The organism is Streptomyces ureilyticus, assembly GCF_011045025.1.
Classification (GTDB): domain Bacteria; phylum Actinomycetota; class Actinomycetes; order Streptomycetales; family Streptomycetaceae; genus Streptomyces; species Streptomyces ureilyticus.
Genome location: NZ_JAAKZX010000011.1, coordinates 52,458 through 70,075, shown reverse-complemented (window position 1 = coordinate 70,075; position 17,618 = coordinate 52,458). Strand labels below are relative to the sequence as shown.

Here is a 17,618-nt window from a genome sequence, read left to right as displayed (position 1 = left end):
ACTCCCGTCGCTCACATCTCGAACGACTCGTGATGGATGCGGCGGGCCGGTACGCCCGCGCCGCGGAGTGCTTCGTAGACCTGCTGTGCGAAGCCGGGAGGCCCGCACAGGAAAACGTCATGGCTGTCGACGTCCGGCAGCTTTCTGCGGAGAGTCTCCGCCGAGATGTCGGGGCGCTCCCCGTCCGGGCTGTTGACCGCGTACATGAGCCGGGCGCCGCGCTCGTCGGCGATGGCGGCCAGCTCGTCCCACAGGGCCAGGTCCTGGGTGCTGTTGGCCCGGTACAGCAGCGTCAGATCGCCGGGCGAGCCGGGCAGCGTCTCGAACAGCGCCCGCATCGGGGTGATGCCGACACCGCCCGCGATCAGCAGCACCTTGCCGCTCCGGCGCCGGGAGGCGGTCATCGCGCCGTACGGGCCCTCGGCCCAGACGCGGGTACCCGGCTCCAGCTCACACAGCTGGGAGGTGTGGTCGCCGATCGCCTTCACCGTGATGCGCAGCATGTTGGGGCGGGGCGCCGCCGACAGCGAGTACGGGTGTGAGCTGAAGCGCATGCCGGGCGCCATGAACCGCCACCGGAAGAACTGTCCGGCCTCGGCGCCGATGCGATGCAGCCGACGCCCCGAGATCAGCACCGAGACGACTCCGGGTGCCTCCTGGACGACGTCCGCGACGCGCATACGGTGCCGCAGGTTCAGCCGGATCGGCACGAGCACCCGGTACCAGAGCGCCAGCGCGGTCACGGCCCCGTACAGCGCGTACCAGGCCGTGGTCGCGGCGGGCTGGACGGCGAAGTCGTTGCCCGTCGACAGCTGGTGCCAGAAGGACAGGTACACGGCCGCGTACGTCAGCAGATGGATGTGGTACCAGGTGTCGTACGGGATCCTGCGCCGGATGCCGCCGATGGAGATCAGGCCGATGAACAGCAGCAGACTCGTGCCGATCGCGGCCTTGCCCATGTCCGGCAGCGTGTTCACCGAGTCGATGGTCTGCTGGACGATCCCGGAGAATCCGAGGCCGGCCTGCAGCGCGTAGCCGTACATGGTCAGGATGAGATGGGCGAGGACCAGGCAGAGCGTGTAACGCCCGCTCATCGCGTGCCAGCGGGCGACGCGGTCCGAGCCGACGCGGCGTTCCAGCGCGGGCACCCGGGCCATCTGCAACACCACGAGGGCCATCAGGTAGCCGGCCAGCAGACCGGTGATCCGGCCGGCGCCGAGTATCCGGTCCGTGTTGTTGGCGATGGCCGGAGTGTTGCTCCACCACAGCCAGACCACTCCCACCGCACCCGCCCAGACAGCGAGCAGCAGCGGGACTGCGGGATTGCGGCGAGGGCGGATACGGCGCAACGTCTGGCGCCGCGCAGCGCGACCGCCGGCGATCGTACTCACGGTTCCTCCGTGGGACTGGCGAGAGGGGGAGTGGCCCTTGGCCCAGTGGTACGTCGCTGGACGGCAGCTTGTTCAATCGACCAGGGAGCAACGGGTGAACTGCTGCGACTGGCGGTAACCCACGGCGACTTCAGACGCTTGGACTCGGCGGCAGGGCAGCGGCCCGCCTCAACGCGAAGGAGCCCCCAAGGGACGCGCTCCCAAAGGGGGCAGACGGACTCCGTGGCCGCCCCGGCCCAGCGCTCGGGGCAGCCACGGAGGGCTTACTCGGTGTGGTTACTCACTGGACTTACTGGTTGAGCTCGCAAGTCGCGAGGGCTTCGAGGCCCTCGGGCTTCTCGGCGGCGCGGCCGATCGCGGTCTCGATGCGGTTCAGGGCCGCTACGCGCTTGTCCTCGAGCGGGCCGAGGATGGCGTTCTGGATGAAGTTGGGGCCGCCCTGGCCGACGGTGTCGACGATGCGCTTGTTGGCCTCGGAGATCTGGTTGTCGAGCTGGGCGAGGTTGCTGTCCACCTCGGCCTGCGCGGAGGCGGGGATCTCGGCGGGGAGGCTCGGCTCGACGTCGGGGCAGCTGATGGTGCCCGCGGCACCGGCGTTGCCCGCGTCGTCCTCGGCTCCGCCCGCGTCCTCCGCGTCGTCGGCGTCCCCGGCATCGCCTTCGTCCTCGCCCGCAGCGTCGGTCGGCGCCTCGGTCGGCTCCTCCTCGGCCTCGCCGCCCGCGTCAGCCCCGCCACCCGCGTTGAGCTCGCAGGCCGCGAGGGCTTCGAGGCCCTCGGGCTTCTCGGCGGCGCGGCCGATGGCCGTCTCGATGCGGTTCAGGGCCGCTACGCGCTTGTCCTCGAGCGGGCCGAGGATGGCGTTCTGGATGAAGTTGGGGCCGCCCTGGCCGACGGTGTCGACGATGCGCTTGTTGGCCTCGGAGATCTGGTTGTCGAGCTGGGCGAGGTTGCTGTCCACCTCGGCCTGCGCGGAAGCCGGGATCTCGGCGGGGAGGCTGCCCTCCACCGCCGGACAGTTCACGGTGCCGGGCGACGCGTTCGTAGCGGCCTGGTCGGAGTTGTTCTTCGACGTCTCTCCGGCCAAGGCCGATCCGGCGATCACGGCGCCGGACAACACCACCGCGGCGGCGCCGCCGATCATCGCCACCCGGCGTCTGTTGTACTTCGGGAGAGCCCTGGACATGCGGAAGCCTCGCTCTGGTCGGGGGTTGGGCCGCCCGTGGTCGTTCGGGCGGCGCACTCCAGATGTCGTTTACAAACGCGGCGCCTGCGTTCAGCGGGAGATACGCGAAAGCGGTTTCAGCCGTTCAAACGAAACCTGAGATTTGTTCGCGGTCTTCTCCTGCGGCACCCGTCAGACCCCCGCGATTGACGAACCATGCAGAGTCCTGCATACTCATGCATGTCAGCGAATGCACTGTGAGGAGAAACCCGTGACCGAGCGCGTCGTACTCGCCTACTCGGGCGGCCTGGACACCTCCGTCGCCATCGGCTGGATCGCCGAGGAGACGGGCGCCGAGGTCATCGCCGTTGCCGTGGACGTCGGCCAGGGCGGCGAGGACCTGGACGTCATCCGCAAGCGCGCGCTCTCCTGCGGTGCCGTCGAGGCCGAGGTCGCGGACGCCAGGGACGAGTTCGCCGAGGAGTACTGCCTCCCGGCGATCAAGGCCAACGCCCTCTACATGGACCGCTATCCGCTGGTCTCCGCCCTCTCCCGGCCGACCATCGTCAAGCACCTCGTCGCCGCCGCCCAGAAGCACGGCGCCACCACGGTCGCCCACGGCTGCACCGGCAAGGGCAACGACCAGGTCCGCTTCGAGGCCGGCATCGTCGCCCTCGCCCCCGACCTCAAGTGCATCGCCCCGGTCCGCGACTACGCGATGACCCGGGACAAGGCGATCGCCTTCTGCGAGGAGAAGGGCCTGCCGATCGCCACCACCAAGAAGTCGCCGTACTCCATCGACCAGAACGTCTTCGGACGCGCCGTCGAGACCGGCTTCCTGGAAGACATCTGGAACGCCCCGATCGAGGACGTCTACGAGTACACGCAGAACCCCGCGCTCCCGCGTGAGCCCGACGAGGTCGTCATCACCTTCAAGGCGGGCGTCCCGGTCGCCATCGACGGCAAGCCCGTCACCGTCCTGCAGGCCATCCAGCAGCTCAACCAGCGCGCCGGCGCCCAGGGCATCGGCCGGATCGACATGGTCGAGGACCGCCTCGTCGGCATCAAGTCCCGCGAGGTGTACGAGGCTCCCGGCGCCATCGCGCTGATCACGGCCCACCAGGAGCTGGAGAACGTCACCGTCGAGCGCGAACTCGCCCGCTACAAGCGGCAGGTCGAGCAGCGCTGGGGCGAGCTGGTCTACGACGGCCTGTGGTTCTCCCCGCTCAAGCGCGCCCTGGACGGCTTCATCAACGAGGCCAACCAGCATGTCTCCGGCGACATCCGGATGACCCTGCACGGCGGTCGCGCCGTCGTCACCGGCCGCCGCTCGGAGTCGTCGCTGTACGACTTCAACCTCGCGACGTACGACACGGGCGACTCGTTCGACCAGTCGGCGGCGAAGGGCTTCATCGACATCTACAGCCTGTCGTCGAAGATCGCGGCACGGCGTGATCTGCAGGCGTAGCCTGACGGAGACCTGGCGTAAGCCTCGCCCGTACCGACCTGACAGCCGCCTCCTCACCTGCAAGGGTGGGGAGGCGGTCGCACATTCACCATCATCCGAGGAGCAGAGCAAGTGAGCAGCAACAGCGGTGACGTACGGCTCTGGGGCGGCCGTTTCGCCGACGGTCCCGCCGAGGCCCTGGCGAAGCTGTCCGCGTCCGTCCACTTCGACTGGCGGCTCGCGCCGTACGACATCGCCGGTTCGCGTGCCCACGCGCGCGTGCTGCACAAGGCAGGCTTGCTCACCGACGACGAGCTGACCCGGATGCTCGCCGGGCTCGACCAGCTCGAAGCCGATGTCGCCGACGGCTCCTTTGTCGGCACCATCGCCGACGAGGACGTCCACACCGCCCTGGAGCGGGGCCTGTTGGAGCGGCTCGGCCCGGACCTCGGCGGCAAGCTGCGCGCGGGCCGCTCGCGCAACGACCAAGTCGCCACGCTCTTCCGCATGTACCTGCGCGACCACGCCCGCATCATCGGCGGCCTGATCGCCGACCTCCAGGACGCCCTGATCGGCCTGGCCGAGGCCCACCCGGACGTCGCCATGCCGGGTCGTACGCACCTTCAGCACGCCCAGCCGGTGCTGTTCGCCCATCACGTACTGGCCCACGCCCAGGCCCTCTCCCGGGACGCGGAGCGGCTGCGCCAGTGGGACGAGCGCACGGCCGTGTCGCCGTACGGCTCGGGAGCGCTGGCCGGCTCCTCCCTCGGCCTCGACCCGGAGGCGGTCGCGAAGGACCTCGGCTTCGAGCACGGCAGCTCGGGCAACTCCATCGACGGCACGGCCTCGCGGGACTTCGTCGCAGAGTTCGCGTTCATCACCGCGATGATCGGCGTGAACCTCTCCCGGATCGCCGAGGAAATCATCCTCTGGAACACGAAGGAGTTCTCCTTCGTCACCCTCCACGACGCCTTCTCCACCGGCTCGTCGATCATGCCCCAGAAGAAGAACCCGGACATCGCGGAGCTGGCACGCGGCAAGTCGGGCCGCTTGATCGGCAACCTCTCCGGCCTGATGGCCACGCTCAAGGCCCTCCCGCTCGCGTACAACCGCGACCTCCAGGAGGACAAGGAGCCGGTCTTCGACTCCTGCGACCAACTGGAGGTCCTGCTCCCCGCGTTCACCGGCATGATGGCGACCCTGACCGTCAACCGCGAACGGATGGAGGAGCTGGCTCCGGCCGGTTTCTCGCTCGCCACGGACATCGCCGAGTGGCTGGTCAAGCAGGGCGTCCCGTTCCGCGTCGCCCACGAGGTAGCGGGCGAGTGCGTAAAGGTGGCCGAGTCCGAGAACAAGGAACTGGACCAGCTGACAGACGACCAGTTCGCAAAGATCTCCGCACACCTGACCCCCGAGGTCCGCTCAGTACTGAACGTCCCCGGCGCCCTGGCCTCCCGCAACGGGAGGGGCGGCACGGCCCCGAGTGCGGTAGCGATCCAACTGGCGGAGATAAAGGCGGATGTGGCAGCACAACACGAGTGGGCAACGGCCAAAGAGAAGCGGTAGAGAAGCGCCCCTATAGGGGCGCGGGGCTGTATCGATTTGCGGCTCCGCCGCGTGGGCGTGACAGGCCACGACGAACTTGGAGCCGCCAAATCCCCCAACAACCCGAGCGCTCATGCGGGGCCCAGGGACGTAGCCCCTGCCGGATGGGACGGGCAGGGGCGGCGGGGGGCGAGGAACACCTGTGGCGCCCCCCCCCGCGGGTACCGGGACTCTTGGGGAAAGCCCCGGCGTTGACGCCGGGGATGAATGCGTCTTTAGTACTCCAGCTGTAGATCGCGATCTTCATGTCTGAGCGGCTTGTCGCTGGTAGTGGCTGGCCTGGGATGGGGCCTGGCGGCGGCGTCGCCAGTGGGACCAGTCGAGCCGGTGAGTCGCGCCGTGGACGAGCCGGACGACGAGCGCGATGAACAGGCGCTGGATCTCGTTGCAGGTGAGCGGTATCAGCCCCTCCGGCTTCGGGTGACGCGCGTGTTCGTCGGCGCGGACGACGGCGAGGAAGGCATGGGCGAGCATCGCGAGGGTGACCCAGCGGTGCCAGGACGCCCAGCGCTGGACCTGGTGTTCGTCCAGTCCGGCCAGGCCCTTGCCGGACTGGAAGGTCTCCTCGACGGTCCATCGGCGTCCGGCGACCTGCACCAGGGTGGACAGCGGAACTTGTTTCGGTGAGTAACAGCGGTAAAAGGCGAGTTCACGGGTTCGTCGGTTGCGGCGGACGAGCAGCTGATGGTGGCCGGGCCGGTCGTCGGCGATGTCGGCCAGGGCCCAGTCGTAGAAGCGGTGCCCCGTGGCTCCGACGCCGGCGGATAGCTTCTGCCAGGCCCGCTTCGGCAGCTTCTTGACCAGGGCGTCGGCTCGGAACTTGCCCGCCCGGGTGGTGATCCGGTGGTCGCAGGCGACGGCAAGTACGTAGCCGACCTGCCGTTTCTCCAGCTCGGTTCGCAGGTGCGGGTTGCCTCCGTAGACTTCGTCGCCGGCCACCCAGGATGCAGGGACCCCGGCGTCCAGTGCTCGGCCGATCATGCGTGCGGCGAGGGCGGGTTTCGTGGCGAAGGCGACGCTGTCGGGGATTCCGGCGGCCCGGCAGCGGGCGGTGTCCTCGGTCCAGGAGCGCGGGAGATACAGCTCCCGGTCGATGGCCGCGTGTCCGAGCGGGGTGGAGTACGCGAGGTAGACGGCGACCTGGCTGTTCTCGATGCGTCCGGCGGTGCCGGTGTACTGGCGCTGCACGCCCACCGTGTGCGTGCCCTTCTTCAGGTCGCCGGTCTCGTCCACGACCAGCACCGCATCCTCGTGGTGCAGGTGCTCGACGACGAAGTCGCGGATGTCATCGCGTACCGCGTCCGCGTCCCACCTGGCCCTCGACAGCAGGTGCTGCAGACCGTACGGGGTCGCGTCCCCGGCATGCTCGGCAAGCGTCCAGCAGTTCTTGCGCGGCAGGTCCGACAATAACCCGAGCACGAACGCCCGTGCCCGGCGCCGTGGTTCCACCCGCGCGAACCGTCCCGCAATACGGCCCATCAGGACCTCGAACGCTTCCTGCCAGCGGGCAGGATCTATGCTGTGACCTGCGGCCACCGACTGATCTTCTGTCTTCACACACCGATGATCACCGGTGGCCTCATTGTCACTGGCCCGCACCGGGGCACGATGTGGTTCGACGCCCGGGCCACCTGCGACCAGGTCCTGCCACTGAACCTGGACGGCCGCCGAGCTGCGTCGTTCGCGGACTGGCTCGGCCGGAGGTCCATGGATCTGCTGGGCTGGTGAACGCTGGCGAAGTCCCGCTGGGCCGTGCATGGCCCGGGGAATCCGGTGCATGGCATGGCGCTCGAACTCAACCGCCACGGGAACGCTTGACCACATCAATCGCGGGTCAGGGCGTAAGGAAATCCGTGGACGGGCCCGCGGTAGATCACTTAGTGTGTGGCTCCACGCCCTGAGATGGATGGAAGGAGGCGAGTGCCGTGCGGTCCACACCTTTCCAGCGCTCCCTCTTTCCGCTGTCCCGGCGTGGTTCGTGAGTTCTGACCGGGAGCGCTCCAAGCAGCCTGTATCCCGGAGGAATCCATGACCGACGCGGTCATCCGCGCGCTCTCCGCGAGCGACGCTCATCTCTTCGACGCACTCCCCGACGCCCTGGGCGCCCGTGAAGGCCATCGGCGTACCCGGTTCCGCCCCGACTGGAAGCGCGTCGCCCTGCGCGACGGCGAGGTCGTCGCACGCGGCGCGTGGTGGGGCGGCCCCGACGACTCGGAGCCCGTCAACATCAACTGGTTCGACGTGGCCGAGGGCGAGGAGGAGGCCGGGGCCGAGCTCCTGCGCTCCGCTCCCTGGCAGGTCGAACTCGAGATCAACCTGCCCGGCGGCTGGCGGGAAAAGACCGACCTGCGCGCCGCCGCCGAGGCGCGCTTCGCCGCCGCACGAGCCGCAGGGTACGAACTCCTGGTGGAACGCTTCCTGTACCGCTGGACCCCGCAGCGAGGTCTGCCCGAGCGGCCCGGACGCCTGCGCTTCAGCGCCGAACCCGACGACACCGTGTTCTTCGACGCGTTGCGCCGCATCCACTCCGTGACCCTGGACGCCCACGCGCTCAGGGCCATCGAGGAGGGCGGCCTCGACCAGGCCGCCCAGGAGGAACTCGACTTCTTCCACTGGTGCCCCTCCCCACGGGAGTGGTGGCAGATCGCGCACACGCCGGAAGGCGACCTGGCCGGCATCCACATCCCGGCCCACAACCCCTCCGGCCCGACCATCGGCTTCATCGGAGTCGTCCCGGAACAGCGCGGTCGCGGCTACGCCTACGACCTCCTCGCGGAGTGCACCCACCTCCTCGTCGAGCAGGGCGCGGAGTTCATCAGCGGAGCGACGGACCAGGGCAACTTCCCCATGGCCGCGAACTTTGCCAAGGCCGGCTTCCCCGTCATCAGTGAACGCATCAACTTCCACCCGGCGGGCCACGCGGCCTAGCGAGGAGTAGCACGCGCTGAGGGGTCCGGTCAGAGGGCAGGTCCGGACCCCTTGTCAGCGACATGCGGGATCTGCGCTGTGGCCAGCGGCCACCATCTCGTCGTCAGACCACGTACCTCACGGTGATCAACGGTGGACGCACCCGTTTCTCGGACCAGCCCCACCAGCAAGATCACGGTCTACAGCTGGAGTATTAGGCTGCTCTGACGTGCGCGTTAGAGCGGACGTTGTTGCTGCTCGATGTACTGGCGGACGATCGCCAACGGTGCTCCGCCGCACGATGCGGAGAAATATGAGGGCGACCACAGGTGCCCGTGCATGAGGGCGCGGTTGATCCGGCCGGTGAACTCCTGGCGTATCCGGCGGGCGGAGACGCCCTTGAGGCTGTTGACCAGCTTCGAGACGGCGACCTTGGGCGGGTAGTGCACCAACAGGTGGACGTGATCGCGTTCGCCGTTGAACTCCTTCAGCTCCGCCTCGAAGTCCTCGCAGACCTTGCGCATGACCTCTTCGCAGCGCGTCAACATCTCGTCATTGAAGACTCCACGCCGGTTCTTCGTCACGAAGACCAAGTGCACATGCATCGCCGAAACAACGTGCCTGCCACGTCTGTAGTCGTCCTGCTCATCCATGAGACCAATCGTAGTAGGATCTTGGGCGTGCAGCTCCGCTACAACTACCGGGCCTACCCGGACGCCACCCAGCGCCGTGCGCTGGCCAGTGCGTTCGGGTGCGCCCGCGTGGTGTGGAACGACTGCCTGCGCGACCGCAAGCAAGCGCACGCGGCAGGGCTGCCGTATGTGAAGTCGGCGGATTTGTCCCGGCTTCGCATCACTCAGGCCAAGCGCACCGAGGAACGAGCCTGGCTCGCCGACGTGTCGGCGGTCGTCCTGCAACAGTCCCTGCGGGACCTGGACACCGCCTACAAGAACTTCTTTGACTCGATTCTGGGCAAGCGGCAGGGCCGCAAGGCCGGCCCGCCCCGCTACAAATCGAAGAAGGACATCCGGCAGTCGATCCGCCTCAACACCAACGCCTTCTCTCTGAAGGAGAACGGCACGGTGTACGTGGCCAAGGTCGGCAACCTCAAAGTCAAGTGGTCCCGCCGCCTGCCGGCCGCACCCACCTCTCTGACCGTCACCAAGGACAGCTCCGGCCGGTACTTCCTCAGCTTCGTCGTAGACACCGAGCCGGACACCCTCCCCGAGGTGGACGCAGAGGCAGGTATCGACCTTGGCCTGTCCGCCTTCGCGGTCCTGTCCAACGGCCGGAAGATCGACAGCCCGCGCTTCCTGCGCCGGGCCGTATCAGCGGTTTGATGTTCAATTCGGGAAGTTCTCGCAGTTGGTTCCGTTGATGACATCTCATCAACGTCCGCCACGGCGCTCAAGTTCTCGGCGAAGAGCAAGGTTCTCGCCGTGGGCTTCTTCGAGTGCCTTCCGGAGCTCCGTGACCTCTTGGTGGTGCCGCTTCTTGAGCCGGGCGACCTCTCCGGTCAACGCTGCCACGATGTTGCTGTCGCCCTGTTCCGGGATCGGGCGGGGTGCCGGGCGGTGCGTGGCCCGTCGGTGCTCGATCCTCGCCCGCAACTCCGGGTTCTTGTAGAGGAAGTTCTGTGAGACGCCTGCCTCGCGCTGAACGGCCTGGAAGGTCACCTGTTCGCCGCTCTTGATCAGCCGCCGGATGGCCGCCTCGGCGGCTTGCGTCTTCTCCGCCGACTTTCGGCGGGCGGCTTCCTTGAGGGTGTCAATCCTCTGCTGCCTGTTGTCGCTCATGGCTGCGTCCTCCGGTGGCGGGTGATGTCGATGGTGATCGGCGTAGGGCCCGAGGTGGGGCTGCCGGCGCCCTGGCAGGGACGCTCGGGGGTCTCCTGCATGGTGGCCAGCAGTTTCACCAGGGCGTCACGCTCAGCAGCCCGCTGGACGAGCCACACGTTGTCCTCGGGCATCGGTCGACCGTGTCGGGCCTGAAACTGGTCATGGTGCCGCTGGATCAGGGCCTCGGTCTCGGCGAGCTGCCGCTGGAGGGTGTCCAGATGGCTGGAGTCGGTGACGAACACCGAGCAGGTCAGGCAGGCGTTTCCCTTGTCGCAGTTTTGGAGTGGTGGCAGCAGGCAGTAGCCGTGCGGGAGGAACCGGTCGGCCCGGTTGAACAGCTGCATGCCGTCGTGATCCTCGCGGGAGAACGCCACTGCAGTGCCGTCCGCTTTGAACTTCCTGGTGGCCAAGAAGGCTTGCTCTGCGTGCTCGTCGCGTCGAGCCACGTAGTGCATCGACATCGTCGGGTTCGAGTGTCCGGCGTATCGCATCAGGACGTGGACGGGGAGGCCCAATTCTGCGAGCTTGGTCAGCTTGGTGTGGCGGAAGCGGTGCGTGTGGCTCAGCCGGAACGGGCGGCCCTGCGAGTCGGTGATCTGGGCGACTTCACTGAACTTGCGCAGGGCGGCTCCGTAGGTGCTGCGGTAGAACGGCTTGGTGCCGTGGGCGTTCGTCACCAGTTGGAGGAACAGGTGCGTGGGCGAGGCATCAGGGAAGCGCTGTTGCAGCCACCGGCGCTGTTCGTCGATCACGGCGACGACCTCGGCATCGACAAAGATGGAGTCCGACGCCTTATCGATCTTGCTTTGGGCGTAGTGGAATCGGGCGACGGCATCCCCCTCAGCCGCCTTGACCGCGGCTGGAGTCGCTGGGGACAGGCAGTCGAAGTCGCATAGGCAGATTTCGCTGGCGCGTCGCCCGGTAAGGATCTGGAGGAGCAAGATCCGCATGCTCTGGGGGTCGCCGTGGCCAGGCACCGCCGTCTCGATGCCATTGACGCTGACGGACACCAGCTCATCGGCGGGAGCGGCCAGGACCGGGAGCCAGGCCGTGATCTGGGCGAGGGTGTGGTCGTCGACGTACTGCTCTTCGCGGACCCGAGATGCTGGCTCACGCACGCGCTTCATATGGCGTCGCCAGATGGGCGGGTGTGCCTCGGTGAGGGCGAGCCAGGGCGAGGTGCCAACCTGCGCAGGGACGTCCGGCAGGTTGTCCAGGAGAAAGCTCATCAGATCGGCCACTGCCCGGATGGGCTCGTTGATCGCGCGGGGCTCTACTTTGCCGCCGGCCTCCCGCCCCCGGTTGGCGGGATCGCTCAGCCAGTGGCGAAATGTGGCGGCCAGACGGTGTGCCTCGGCCGCCGGGCCGGCGATGGCATGCGGCGAGGGCTGTCCGGCCAGCCAGCGATCGAGCCACATGAGCGCGCTAAGCCTGCCGCCGATCGTTCCCCAGGTCATCTGGCCCGATTCCAGCGCCGTCCCGAGATGCCACTTGACGCTCTGCCGTAGCCAGGGGATTCGCAGGTTGCCGGGGCGCCAGTTCTCCGACCGGCGGGGCTCGCGAGCCCGCAGGGGGATGCCTGGATCACAGCGCGGACTCCAGACATCCATTTCCCACCAGGCGCCGGTGTTCAGTCGGGCAGCCAACGCCCACCCCGGCCTGCCGTAGAGGAACCTCTGGAGGGTTGCAGTCCCGGAGGGAGCGGGAAGCCGTCCTTGGTGTGCGACGAAACTGGCCTGGTAGAGCTTGGTGAACTCCCGCTCTCCAAGGGCCGTGAGAGAAGGCGGGCGGCCATACCCAGCCTGCTCGGCCCACCAGAGGGCCTCCGCGATCTGATTGATCTCGACGGTGGACACCTTGCCGCCGTCTCGGTACTGCCAGAAGGCCATCCAAGCCAGTTCCGTGCGCAGCGACGACGGCAGCCTGCCCAGCTTGATGGTCATGGCGGCGCCTGGGCGGATCCGCGTGATCCAGCCGTCGATCCGGGGGCCGAGGATTTCGCCTCGCCATTCGGCCGGCAGGTCGGCGACGAGCCCGGAGAGCGGGTCCGGTCCGGCCTGGGCGAGGACGGCTCGGAGGGTGTCAGAGGGCTTCAAGGTTGACCTTCCAGCCGTTGGTGTAGCTCTTCCAGTTCGCTGCCGCCCGCAGGGCTTCGTCTTCGGTGACCCAGCCGTAGAGGTCCAGGGTGGTTTGGACGTGGGCGTGTCCCAGTCGACGGGAGACGACCCATTCCGGGGTGCCGCCGATGAGCAGCGCGGTGGCGTGGGTGTGCCGGAACCAGTGCGGGGTCCAGTCGCTGGGACCTGCGCCCTTGCGTTTGAGGGCGGTCACCTTGTCGCGGACGGTGCCCTCGCGCAGAGCGGACAGGTAGGGCGGCCGGTCGAGGTTCACGAACAGCGGGTCGCCGGGATCGACGGGCATGCCAAGGTCGGCGGCGCTCATGGCGAGGTGAGTGAGGTAGTCGGCATAGAGGCGTTCGAGATCGCCGCCGACGTAGACACGGCGGGGGCGGAGCATTTTCACGCGGGCGTCGTTGGGGTTGTCCTCGCGGGGGACAACCTCGATGTGCGGGGTGGCGCCGCGTCCCATGACGAACTCGCGGATGCGCATGCCCAGGGCCTCGCCAAGGCGCATGCCGGTCTCCGCGAGAAGGGCAAAGAGGAACCGGTCGCGCAGGTTGCCGACCCATTCCCCGGCCGCGGGGTCGTAGGTTGCGCAGCCGTCGAGGATCGCCTGTACCTGTTGCGGCAGCAGGACCGGGGGCCGGTCGCGGCGCCTGACGGTGCGGACGCGGACCAGCGAGGACGGTCCAGCCTCCGTGCGGGCGTCCAGGTGGGAGAGCAGCCCTCGGGCCGGTGCCTTGCGCGGGGCCCCGCGCAGGATCTTCGCGGCCACCGGCACGTCGTTGATGGCGTCCTGCCACTTGTAGAAGGAGATCAGGGCGCCGAGCCGGGCCTCCAGCGTCGTGGCCTCCGGGCCATCCTCGGGCCTGGCGATGGTGCGCTCGACCGTCCGCCCGTTCCGCAGCCACGACAGGTAAGCAGCGACCGTCGGGACGCCGACCGCGTTCCACTTCCCGGGCTCGCCGCGCTGTTCCAGGAAGGTCCACCACTGGGCCAGGCTCGTCGCGTACGACCGGACGGTGTTCGGCGACCAATACCGCCTGTGCGCCTCCAGCCACTCCTCGACCGGTGCCACCGTCTTGTAGTCCTGGCCGACCACGGTCCAGGTACGACGTTCCCCCGGCGGTCGGAGAGCAAGGGTGTATGCCATCTTCCCCCTCGTTCCTGCTCGTTGATGAGAGCCTGCTGATACCTCTTCATCAACGAGCAAGGTTGAGACGGGTCACTACTCGTTCATTACGTAGATGAGATGTGGCTAAGCCCCGTGGATAACGGGCCGAGAAGAAACTCAAACGCCTTCAGCGGGAGCTGTCCCGCAAGACCAAGGGATCGAAGAACCGGGCCAAGGCCCGCACCAAGGTCGCACGCCAGCACGCCAAGGTGGCGGACCGGCGCCGGGACTGGCACCACAAGGCATCCACACAGATCATTCGCGACAACCAAGCGGTGTACGTGGAAGACCTCGCGGTGTCCGGCCTCGGGCGCACCCGGCTCGCCAAGTCCGTGCACGACGCGGGATGGTCCGCGTTCGTCGGCATGCTGGAATACAAGGCGGCTCTGCACGGCCGCACCTTCGCCAAGGTAGACCGCGCTTTCCCGTCCTCTCAGGTCTGCTCGGCCTGCGGATTTAGGGACGGCCCCAAACCCCTGCACGTCCGGGAGTGGGCGTGCGGGGCCTGTGGCACCGTGCACGACCGCGACCACAACGCAGCCCGCAACGTCCTCTTCGAAGGACGCCGCATCGTCGCCGCCGGACGGGCGGAGACGCTAAACGCCTGTGGAGCGCCGGCAAGACGGGCACCCGTGCCTGCGCAGCGCGGTGAAGCAGGAAGCCCCCGGAAGGGTCAGACGACCCGGGACGGAATCCCTGGACTTTAGGCCAGGGAGCACGTCAAGTTGGTCAAGCAGCCGCACCGGCACCGCCGGAGCCGACCGAACGGAGCCCCCGATGCCCTTCGCCCGCCTCGCGACCGCCACCACCCCCACCTGCCACATCGGCCTGGGCCTCGCCGCGGTAGCCCGCCCCGGCTACATCAACCTGGGCCGCGACCAAGACCTGCCGGAGGCACGAAGCGTCGAGGCCCTACGCGAGCGATCCCGCGAACTCCTCAACGCCGCCTACGCCCAAGGCGTCCGCTACTTCGACGCGGCCCGCTCCTACGGCCGCTCCGAGGAGTTCCTCGCCGACTGGCTCCGCACCCGCCCCGACGTCGACGATGTAGTCATCGGCAGCAAGTGGGGCTACACCTACACCGCGGACTGGCGCACGGACGCCGAGAAGCACGAGGTCAAGGACCACAGCACCGCCACCTACGAGCGTCAGCGCGCCGAGACCGCCGCCCTGCTCGGCGACCGGCTCGACCTCTACCAGATCCACTCGGTGACCCCGGACAGCCCGGCCCTCACGGACAAGGAACTGCACGCCAAGCTGGCGGAAGCCGCCGCCCAGGGGATCACGATCGGCTTCTCCACCAGCGGACCGGCCCAGGCCGACGCCATCCGGACCGCGCTCGCCGTGACCGTCGACGGCGAGCCCCTGTTCCGCACCGTCCAGGCCACCTACAACGCCCTGGAGACCTCCGCCGCACCCGCCCTCGCCGAGGCCCACGACGCCGGACTCACCGTGCTCGTCAAGGAGGCCATGGCCAACGGCCGCCTTGCCGGTGCGCACGCACCCGAAGTCGTACGCGCGATCGCCGAGTCGGCGGAACTCGGCCCCGACGCGGTGGCCCTCGCCCTCGTCCTGCGCCAGCCCTGGGCCGGCGTCGTCCTCTCCGGCGCGGCCACCGTCAACCAGCTCGTCTCGAACCTGCACGCCGCGGTGGTCGACCTCGACGACGAACAGGTGGCCCGGCTGGCCGCACTCGCCGAGGAGCCGCACGCGTACTGGGAGCGGCGCGGGCAGCTGCCCTGGCACTGAGCACCCGCTGATCCTGCCGAAACACAGGCGCGGATGAGCCACGTACGCCTTGAATGAGACATTGATGTCTCACATGGGTTATGGTCGTCTCATGGCTGTCGACCGCGCACACGTACTCCGCAGTGCCGCCGCGCTGCTCACTCGCAAGGCCACCGCCACCATGGATGAGGTCGCCAAGGCGGCCGGGATCAGCAGGGCCACCCTGCACCGCCAGTTCGCGGGACGGGACGCGCTCGTACGGGCCCTCGAAGCTCTCGGCATCGAGGAGTGCGAGGCCGCGCTGGACGCGGCGCGGCTCGACGAGGGGCCCGCGAGCGAGGCCGTACGCCGTCTCGTGCGTGAGATCGAGCCCGCCGCCGGACTGCTCTCGTTCCTCTACACGGAGAACCAGCTCTTCGAGGGCGAGCAGCAGAACGAGGGCTGGGAGCGGCTCGACGCCCGGATCTCCGCCCTGTTCCGGCGTGGCCAGGAGAGCGGCGAGTTCCGTATCGACCTCACCCCGGCCTGGCTCACCGAGGCGCTGTTCGGACTGGTCGCGTCCGGCGCCTGGGTGGTCCTGAACGGCAAGGTCGCCGCCAAGGACTTTCACCACATGATCGTCGAGCTGTTGCTCGGCGGCGCACTCCGGAGGGAATCATGACGAGCACGCACCAGTGGACGGCGGCGACGGAGGTGGAGAAGCGCCCCGGGCGCTGGCTCGCGCTGGCCGTGCTCGTCCTCGCCGTGCTGCTCGTGGCCGTCGACGCGACCGTGCTGGGGCTCGCCACCCCGTACATCAGCGAGGACCTGAAGCCGTCCGGAACGCAGTTGCTGTGGATCGGTGACGTCTACTCGTTCGTGATCGCCGGTCTGCTCGTCTCGATGGGCAGCCTCGGCGACCGTATCGGCCGTAAGAAGCTGCTGCTCATCGGCTCGGTCGCGTTCGGTCTTGTCTCCGTGCTCAACGCCTATGCGAGCACTCCTGAGTTGCTGATCGTGGCGAGGGCGCTGCTCGGTGTCGCGGGTGCGACCCTGATGCCCGCCACGCTCGCCCTCATCCGTAACCTCTTCCACGACCCGCGTGAACGCAGTCTCGCCGTCGGCATCTGGGGCGCGACCGCATCCGCGGGCATGGCGATCGGACCGATCGCCGGCGGTTTCCTGCTGGAGCACTTCTGGTGGGGTTCTGTCTTCCTCATCAACCTCCCCGTGATGGCGGTCCTCGTCCTCGTCGGCATGAAGCTGCTGCCCGAGTCCCGCAACCCCGAGCCCGGTCCCTGGGACCTGATCAGCGTCTTCCTGTCCCTCGTCGGCATGGTCGGCATCGTGTACGGGATCAAGGAGACCGCCGCGCACGGGGGGAGCGGGCAGGCGGCTGCCGCGGGACTACTCGGTGGGGTCGCGCTCTTCGGCTTCGTGCGACGTCAACTCACCCTGAAATCACCGCTGTTGGACATGCGGCTGTTCCGCAATCGTGGCTTCTCGGCGGCCGTGCTCGCCGATCTGCTGACCATTCTCGGTCTGTCCGGACTGGTCTTCTTCCTCTCGCAGTATCTGCAACTCGTCCAGGGCATGCGGCCGTTGATGGCGGGTCTCGCCGAACTGCCCGCCGCGGTGGGAGCGGTGGTGGCCGGCCTGATCGCTGGCACGGTGGCGCGCCGGTACTCGGTCCGTGCCGTCGTCGCGGGCGGGCTCGCCGCGGTCGGCCTCGCGCTGGCCACGCTCACGCTGCTGGACCAGTCCACCGGCTACCCGCTTCTCGGCGGTGCGCTGCTGGTCGTCGGCGTCGGCGCGGGCTTCTCGTTCACCGTGACCGCCGACGTGATCCTCTCCAGCGTGCCCAAGGAGCAGGCGGGCGCGGCGTCCGCGGTCTCCGAGACGGCGTACGAACTCGGCGCTGCCCTCGGCATCGCGCTGCTCGGCTCCATCGTCACCGGTGTCTACGGCGGATTCACGGCTCCGGCCGGTACGCCCCCGGAGGTGGCCGCCGCGGCACACGAGTCCCTGGGCGGCGCGGTGGAGGCCACGGCCGGTCTGCCCAACGCTCAGGCGCTGCTGGACGCCGCCCGCGCGGCCTTCGTCGACGGGCTCACGCTCGCCGCGGGCGCGGGCGCGGTGGTGCTGCTGGGCGCGGCGGTGGCGGCATGGTTCCTGCTGCGCGGGCAGCGGCTGGAGAGCGGGGCGGAGCACCCGTAGCCCTTCGTGCCCGGTGTGGGCGTACGGCTCAAATCCCCAGCTCAGGGGTT

14 protein-coding genes and 2 pseudogenes are annotated in these 17,618 nt (G+C 68.6%); 9 read left to right on the top strand and 7 right to left on the bottom strand.

Annotated features, from left to right (window positions below; genetic code table 11):
• Positions 1 to 11 precede the first annotated feature (11 nt).
• Both G6048_RS05790 and G6048_RS05785 read right to left on the bottom strand, forming a co-directional pair.
• On the bottom strand, positions 12 to 1,391 hold the full coding sequence (locus G6048_RS05790) for a ferredoxin reductase family protein (protein WP_165338346.1): 1,380 nt from the start codon (positions 1,389 to 1,391) through the stop codon (positions 12 to 14).
• A gap of 289 nt (positions 1,392 to 1,680) precedes the next feature.
• Entirely contained in the window at positions 1,681 to 2,574 is an 894-nt protein-coding gene (locus tag G6048_RS05785; protein ID WP_165338345.1) for a hypothetical protein, read from the bottom strand.
• A gap of 250 nt (positions 2,575 to 2,824) precedes the next feature.
• On the opposite strand from G6048_RS05785, the gene G6048_RS05780 reads away from it, so the two are divergent.
• Both G6048_RS05780 and argH read left to right on the top strand, forming a co-directional pair.
• Positions 2,825 to 4,021 (top strand): argininosuccinate synthase, encoded by a 1,197-nt coding sequence (locus tag G6048_RS05780; RefSeq protein WP_328825681.1) that lies wholly within the window; start codon positions 2,825 to 2,827, stop codon positions 4,019 to 4,021.
• A gap of 111 nt (positions 4,022 to 4,132) precedes the next feature.
• Positions 4,133 to 5,566, top strand: coding sequence for an argininosuccinate lyase (argH, locus tag G6048_RS05775; RefSeq protein WP_165338343.1), 1,434 nt, complete (start codon positions 4,133 to 4,135; stop codon positions 5,564 to 5,566).
• A gap of 282 nt (positions 5,567 to 5,848) precedes the next feature.
• Here argH and G6048_RS05770 read toward each other — a convergent pair whose 3' ends face one another.
• Positions 5,849 to 7,084 carry an IS701 family transposase gene (locus tag G6048_RS05770; RefSeq protein ID WP_165338376.1) on the bottom strand — a complete coding sequence of 412 codons (1,236 nt, stop codon included), beginning with the start codon at positions 7,082 to 7,084 and terminating at the stop codon, positions 5,849 to 5,851.
• Between the two features lie 84 nt (positions 7,085 to 7,168).
• Here G6048_RS05770 and G6048_RS05765 point away from each other — a divergent pair, with 84 nt between their 5' ends.
• Together G6048_RS05765 and G6048_RS05760 are read left to right on the top strand one after the other, a co-directional pair.
• On the top strand, positions 7,169 to 7,333 hold the full coding sequence (locus G6048_RS05765) for a hypothetical protein (RefSeq protein WP_165338342.1): 165 nt from the start codon (positions 7,169 to 7,171) through the stop codon (positions 7,331 to 7,333).
• 300 nt (positions 7,334 to 7,633) lie between these two features.
• On the top strand, positions 7,634 to 8,533 hold the full coding sequence (locus tag G6048_RS05760) for a GNAT family N-acetyltransferase (RefSeq protein WP_165338341.1): 900 nt from the start codon (positions 7,634 to 7,636) through the stop codon (positions 8,531 to 8,533).
• Positions 8,534 to 8,748: 215 nt separating this feature from the next.
• Here the strand turns inward: G6048_RS05760 and tnpA are convergent, their stop codons facing one another.
• Positions 8,749 to 9,165 (bottom strand): IS200/IS605 family transposase, encoded by a 417-nt coding sequence (gene tnpA, locus G6048_RS05755; RefSeq protein WP_165338340.1) that lies wholly within the window; start codon positions 9,163 to 9,165, stop codon positions 8,749 to 8,751.
• Positions 9,166 to 9,192: 27 nt separating this feature from the next.
• On the opposite strand from tnpA, the pseudogene G6048_RS05750 reads away from it, so the two are divergent.
• Positions 9,193 to 9,837, top strand: a pseudogene (locus G6048_RS05750) (RNA-guided endonuclease InsQ/TnpB family protein); the annotation flags it as partial.
• A gap of 63 nt (positions 9,838 to 9,900) precedes the next feature.
• Here G6048_RS05750 and G6048_RS05745 read toward each other — a convergent pair.
• The 3 genes from G6048_RS05745 to G6048_RS05735 are packed head-to-tail and all read right to left on the bottom strand — an operon-like array spanning position 9,901 to position 13,623.
• Entirely contained in the window at positions 9,901 to 10,308 is a 408-nt protein-coding gene (locus tag G6048_RS05745; protein ID WP_165338339.1) for a DUF6262 family protein, read from the bottom strand.
• Positions 10,305 to 12,446, bottom strand: coding sequence for a tyrosine-type recombinase/integrase (locus tag G6048_RS05740; RefSeq protein ID WP_165338338.1), 2,142 nt, complete (start codon positions 12,444 to 12,446; stop codon positions 10,305 to 10,307). The genes G6048_RS05745 and G6048_RS05740 overlap by 4 nt, the downstream gene beginning before the upstream one ends.
• Positions 12,433 to 13,623, bottom strand: coding sequence for a tyrosine-type recombinase/integrase (locus tag G6048_RS05735; protein WP_165338337.1), 1,191 nt, complete (start codon positions 13,621 to 13,623; stop codon positions 12,433 to 12,435). Before G6048_RS05735 ends, G6048_RS05740 begins: the two co-directional genes overlap by 14 nt.
• A gap of 122 nt (positions 13,624 to 13,745) precedes the next feature.
• Here G6048_RS05735 and G6048_RS05730 point away from each other — a divergent pair.
• From G6048_RS05730 to G6048_RS05715, 4 genes and pseudogenes are all read left to right on the top strand, one after another.
• Positions 13,746 to 14,351, top strand: a pseudogene (locus G6048_RS05730) (RNA-guided endonuclease TnpB family protein); the annotation flags it as partial.
• 70 nt (positions 14,352 to 14,421) lie between these two features.
• The gene (locus tag G6048_RS05725; protein ID WP_165338336.1) at positions 14,422 to 15,393 is read left to right on the top strand and encodes an aldo/keto reductase; all 972 of its coding nucleotides are present in this window, start codon (positions 14,422 to 14,424) and stop codon (positions 15,391 to 15,393) included.
• Positions 15,394 to 15,484: 91 nt separating this feature from the next.
• The gene (locus G6048_RS05720; protein WP_235989497.1) at positions 15,485 to 16,033 is read left to right on the top strand and encodes a TetR/AcrR family transcriptional regulator; all 549 of its coding nucleotides are present in this window, start codon (positions 15,485 to 15,487) and stop codon (positions 16,031 to 16,033) included.
• Positions 16,030 to 17,568 carry an MFS transporter gene (locus G6048_RS05715; RefSeq protein ID WP_165338334.1) on the top strand — a complete coding sequence of 513 codons (1,539 nt, stop codon included), beginning with the start codon at positions 16,030 to 16,032 and terminating at the stop codon, positions 17,566 to 17,568. The genes G6048_RS05720 and G6048_RS05715 overlap by 4 nt, the downstream gene beginning before the upstream one ends.
• Positions 17,569 to 17,618: the final 50 nt, after the last annotated feature.

What these genes read in the sequence shown, in the direction of transcription:
- G6048_RS05725 (WP_165338336.1), top strand. Translation starts at nt 14,422, where the DNA reads ATGCCCTTCGCCCGCCTCGCGACCGCCACCACCCCCACCTGCCACATC.
- G6048_RS05785 (WP_165338345.1), bottom strand. Translation starts at nt 2,574, where the DNA reads ATGTCCAGGGCTCTCCCGAAGTACAACAGACGCCGGGTGGCGATGATC.
- G6048_RS05745 (WP_165338339.1), bottom strand. Translation starts at nt 10,308, where the DNA reads ATGAGCGACAACAGGCAGCAGAGGATTGACACCCTCAAGGAAGCCGCC.
- G6048_RS05715 (WP_165338334.1), top strand. Translation starts at nt 16,030, where the DNA reads ATGACGAGCACGCACCAGTGGACGGCGGCGACGGAGGTGGAGAAGCGC.
- G6048_RS05765 (WP_165338342.1), top strand. Translation starts at nt 7,169, where the DNA reads ATGATCACCGGTGGCCTCATTGTCACTGGCCCGCACCGGGGCACGATG.
- G6048_RS05735 (WP_165338337.1), bottom strand. Translation starts at nt 13,623, where the DNA reads ATGGCATACACCCTTGCTCTCCGACCGCCGGGGGAACGTCGTACCTGG.
- tnpA (WP_165338340.1), bottom strand. Translation starts at nt 9,165, where the DNA reads ATGGATGAGCAGGACGACTACAGACGTGGCAGGCACGTTGTTTCGGCG.
- G6048_RS05770 (WP_165338376.1), bottom strand. Translation starts at nt 7,084, where the DNA reads ATGGGCCGTATTGCGGGACGGTTCGCGCGGGTGGAACCACGGCGCCGG.
- G6048_RS05760 (WP_165338341.1), top strand. Translation starts at nt 7,634, where the DNA reads ATGACCGACGCGGTCATCCGCGCGCTCTCCGCGAGCGACGCTCATCTC.
- G6048_RS05720 (WP_235989497.1), top strand. Translation starts at nt 15,485, where the DNA reads ATGGCTGTCGACCGCGCACACGTACTCCGCAGTGCCGCCGCGCTGCTC.